The sequence below is a fragment of the Myxacorys sp. genome (genome assembly GCF_059501405.1).
The window spans coordinates 1-4,534 of the sequence record NZ_JCACCM010000009.1; the positions used below are offsets into that span (position 1 = coordinate 1).

Genomic DNA, 4,534 nt, shown 5'->3' on the forward strand with positions numbered 1-4,534 from the left:
GTTTGCGTGAGGCGATGGAGACTGTTCTCAGCCAGGCTGCGTCCTAACTTCTGTGCCTACAGCTATAGTGTTTGAACAATTTCAGTTTCGTTTTTTCAATAAAAAAGCTGTATTGAAGTGAATACAGCTATCGACGCATTCAAATGTTATAGAAGTGCTCTAGGGCGTGTCATCAATTCGTTAAACTGGAACCAGTTAAGAGTAAGAGTAGAACCCCGAAGAGAACAGATGACGACTCGACGATACGCCCTCCGAGATGGCCAGTGGAACCAAATCAAAGACTTACTGCCGGGACGTGAAGGCACGGTTGGTGTGACTGCTAAGGACAATCGATTGTTTATCGAAGCCGTGCTATATCGCTACCGAGCAGGCATTCCTTGGCGCGATTTGCCAGCGCGATTTGGCGACTTCCGAGTAGTGCACACACGCTTTAGTCGGTGGGCAAAAACCGGGGTGTGGGAGCGCGTGTTTCAGCATCTAGCCGAGGATGCCGACAATGAATACGCCATGATTGACTCAACCATCGTCCGTGCTCACCAGCACAGTGCGGGGGCAAAAGGGGGGAGCCAAAATCAGAAGCGATTGGACGGAGCAAAGGCGGGCTGAGTACCAAGATTCATGCAGTGGTGGATGCGTTGGTTAATCCTATCCGCTTTCACCTCACCCCTGGGCAGTCGTGCGACTTGGAGGGAGGCGACCAACTGCTACCAGATGTGGTTGCCGACACAGTGCTGGCAGATAAGGGATACGATGCCGATGAGCGAGTGATTGAGCCACTTCACGCTCAGGGCAAGACCGCCGTGATTCCGCCCCGACGCAACCGCAAGAGCGTGCGGGAGTATGACCAAGAGTTGTATAAAGCGCGTCACTTGATTGAGAACTTCTTTGCCAAGCTGAAGCAGTACCGAGCTATTGCCACCCGCTACGATAAGCGGGCGAGGAACTTTCTCGGTGCAATCTATCTCGCTGCCGCCGTCATTTGGCTCAATTGATGACACGCTCTAAGACTATCAGTGAGTGTGAATTTGGGATGAAGTTAAACTTCAAAACCTTCCTGACTGAGTTAGATCAATCGCACTCTCAACGTAACCATACTCTAAACCCTACTGAGCGTGCCTCAACAACTGCTGGAACTAGGAAAGAGTCTCCTTACTTCACCTCAAAGCGCCTGTATAGAATTACTCAATCTCTCCGATCGCTTTATTCACATCGGCTGGAGTCTGGAATTCATCTCTTGGTAGTTCCTGCAAAATCGACTGCAATTCCTTATCAGCACCATTCTCTTGTGCGTGTTTCACAAGATTTTCCTTGTTCATCGGGTAGTCAATTCCTTTCAAATACTTCTGAACTTCAATTGAATTTACCCTAGCCATAGCGACCTCTCCAAATTTGACATCATTAAACTCTGGTAATCGTAGGCTAACCTCAACTAACATTACCTCTCTACAGAATCGCGCTACCTTTATTAGCCATCTACCTTAGAACAGAGGATGTCTAACACAAAAACTCTAACCGAACAAGATAAGCTGCAATCATGAGGCTTGCTAACCATAAGCAAGCATTTAAGTAAGAGAATCATGCTTGTTTAGCTAGACCCTTTACAAACGCGAAATGATTCACAGCATCACAGTAAGCCCCAATAAAAAAGCCCCACGAGTGTAGGGCTTTTTTATTTCAAAGCAATTAACTGAACGTTAGAACGTGAAGGTGGTTCTTAGGGTACCGATGATAGCATCATCATTAGCCTCGTTTTGACCAGGATTCACAATCCAAATCACACCAGGAGTAATCGAGATGTTGTCGTTTAGCTGATACTTGTAGAAGCCCTCGAAGTGCAGAGGAATGTCATTCCGCACACCCGCTGCCCGTTGAGCTGCGGTTGGGTTACCCAAGTAAGGCTCTGCACCTGCGACAAAACCAAGCAAGTTACCTTTCTTACCAAAATCAGGGAAAGAAAGACCTACGCCATACGTCCAGATATCTCGCTGACCAGCACCATCATCTACAAAGTCAGCATTGATGAGTGAACCAAAGGCGTTAAGGACAATCTTAGGACTTAGTTTGAAGGCAACCTCAGCACCGTAAGCATTTACTTGCGCTGGAGTCGTGGTGGCACCAAAAACAGGAGTACCAAACCGGTTAGAAGTGTTGCCTAAAAAGGTACCACTCGTTGCAGCAACGCCAGTACCAGTATCAAAAATTGCGCCCCTGCGATAAGCGTTCACATAGGTTAAACCAATTTGCAGCGCGTCACTAGCATTGAAGCTAATCTGTCCCAAAGCGCTGTAGCTGCCGTTGAACAAACCGCCTTTGGCAGCAGGACTATTCGCACCAGTAGCAGCAATTATACTTGGGTCCGAATTGTCTGCTAAATAGCCACCGCTAATTTGGAAGGCATCGCTTACCTTGACGTTGACACCAACACCAGAACCGCCACCAATGTTATAGATGGGGTTGCGTTGCCCAAATATTGATAGCGTCGTGCTGCCACTATCGCCCGAATCTAAGGCTGGGTTTGCAGTCGGAGCATAGTCATAGTGCAAGCCCCCAACCGCTGGGATGTAGAACTTAACCCTGTCATTGAGGGGGAAGTAGTACGCAACCCAGTCAATCAGCGCTTGGTTGTTACCCGTGCTGCCAAAGTTGAAGGTTTGAAGCCCCTCAGCAGCAGTACCGTTAGCGATGCCAGTTGGAGACAATGCAAATTGTTGAGCATTTCCAGCGGCAATACGAGTGACCAACAAGTCGTTTCCTGTAAAGCTTGTGTTCAAGGACAAGCGAACACGATTTTGGAACACGGTGTTATTTCCGTTGGTTCCATCTACTCCAAATTCATCAGTGACTGCAAAAATTGCCTCACCAGCTAGCTTAGTTGTTGTCGAGAACTGCTGCTTCTCTAGGGTAGTGGTACGTGCTTCTAGAGCGTCTACCCGTCCACGCAGGGTTGCCAGTTCAGCTGCAAACTCTTCTTGCAGCTTTTGAAGCGTTGCCAGATCCTCTTTCTTCACGAGGTCTGCGGTTGACGCTGCAATTAATTCGTTGACGCGATCGAGACATGCATTTAGACCAGCCGCAAATTCATAGCGGGTCAACGCACGGTTTCCACGATAGGTGCGATCGGGATAGCCTGCAATACAGCCATAGCGCTCAACCAACGATTGTAAAGCTTGGAATGCCCAGTCAGTGGGGCGAACGTCCGAAAGCTGAGAGACCGAGGTGACTTGACCTGCAGACGAATTACCAGCCGACTTTCCTTCTCGGCTGTAACGGTTAATCTGATCTAGAGAATCAACACTAGGCGCAGAGGAATCAGGAGCCGCCTGAACTTCTGGAGAAGCCTGCGCAACTTTTACATCGCTAGGAGCCTGTGCAACCTCAACTGATGTAGTAGTAGCAGCAACTGTAGTAGTAGCAGCAGCGAGCTTATCTAGCGACTTAACAGATTCAACGGTGGGTGCAGATGGCTTTGCCAAAGAAAGTTGGCTATCTACCTTCAAAGCAGATGCGTCAAGACTTTGGGAATTGATCTGAACGGGGGATAACAAAGAAGCCTGACCTACTTGCTTCTCTGCTGCGATCGCAGCAGAAGACATCACGAGTGCCGCACCCAAGACGGCAGGACTGATGAACAAAGAATTCAATAAAACCTTACGCATTGTTTAGTTCTCCTCACACCTGGTATCAAACGACTATTAGAGCTTTTGGTACTGGAACCTTTAGTCGGCATGATCACTCAACAGTAACACTATCAAGTTTAACCGCAGAATTAGACTTTAGCGATCAAATTAGAAAATATTATTTCTCAGTGCGTCGGCATACACCATCAGGCAAGGTCAAGCAAAACTCAACGGACAAAACTCAACAGAATAGACCTTGCAGCGCAGTTCCCTTAAGAATGTTGCTCATTAATCATTGTTGTAATAAATAATAAGGCTAGCGAGGCTCGAAGACAGGCTAGAGTTATATCTCGAAACTAAATTCTTAACACCACGCAAAGTAGGCGTGCGAGCAGCTTGTGTTTATAAAATTCAAAATACCCCTTTAAAAAACTATCCGCTCCTACCAAAAGAAAACTAGCAAAAGCCAGAACTCTTAGGGGTAGGAGCGGTGTAGCGGGTCTTCAGGTAAGAACCAGACTGCCGGAAGGAAATCCGTTTAGCCTAGTCTTTAGCAGACAGTATCTTCACAAGGAAGATTGGTTCAGCCTCTAGAGAACGGCTCCGGCGCACAGCCGATTCAGTTCAACCTGACGACCCATGTATTTACTACTTTCTATCATGGGCATCACCTCCTATTGCCTAAACGGTCTAATGTGGATAGTTTAGAACCTGTAAATCGGGCATCTAGTACCCTTCGCCTAATATAGCACGAGCTTTTGAAATGAGGGTAAAAAAACGCTTCTGCCGATTTAGCAGAAGCGTTTAATTAGCTCTATATACTAGGTTGCTTTAGAGAGCATTACCGCGAGGCAATACTTCTTCAGGGAATACAAAGCGTTCATGGGGCTGGTCTTGCGCCGCCATCCAAGCGCGAA

The 4,534-nt window shown here is 47.5% G+C and carries 3 protein-coding genes; 1 reads left to right on the forward strand and 2 read right to left on the reverse strand.

Features of this window, described 5'->3' with window-relative positions; genetic code table 11:
* Positions 1-228 precede the first annotated feature (228 nt).
* Positions 229-992 (forward strand): IS5 family transposase gene (locus AC5I6P_RS00860; RefSeq protein ID WP_495691869.1). Its coding sequence is split into 2 segments (ribosomal slippage): positions 229-549 and positions 552-992, totalling 762 coding nucleotides; the frame shifts between segments, so codons are not numbered across the junction.
* Positions 993-1,178: 186 nt separating this feature from the next.
* Here the strand turns inward: AC5I6P_RS00860 and AC5I6P_RS00865 are convergent.
* Both AC5I6P_RS00865 and AC5I6P_RS00870 read right to left on the reverse strand, forming a co-directional pair.
* Positions 1,179-1,373 (reverse strand): DUF2795 domain-containing protein, encoded by a 195-nt coding sequence (locus tag AC5I6P_RS00865; protein ID WP_495691870.1) that lies wholly within the window; start codon positions 1,371-1,373, stop codon positions 1,179-1,181.
* A gap of 321 nt (positions 1,374-1,694) precedes the next feature.
* The gene (locus AC5I6P_RS00870) at positions 1,695-3,656 is read right to left on the reverse strand and encodes an iron uptake porin (RefSeq protein ID WP_495691871.1); all 1,962 of its coding nucleotides are present in this window, start codon (positions 3,654-3,656) and stop codon (positions 1,695-1,697) included.
* Between the last annotated feature and the right edge of the window lie 878 nt (positions 3,657-4,534).

Bases quoted from the DNA above. Each gene is read 5' to 3' on its own strand.
- AC5I6P_RS00870 (WP_495691871.1), bottom strand. From the start codon at position 3,656: ATGCGTAAGGTTTTATTGAATTCTTTGTTCATCAGTCCTGCCGTCTTG.
- AC5I6P_RS00865 (WP_495691870.1), bottom strand. From the start codon at position 1,373: ATGGCTAGGGTAAATTCAATTGAAGTTCAGAAGTATTTGAAAGGAATT.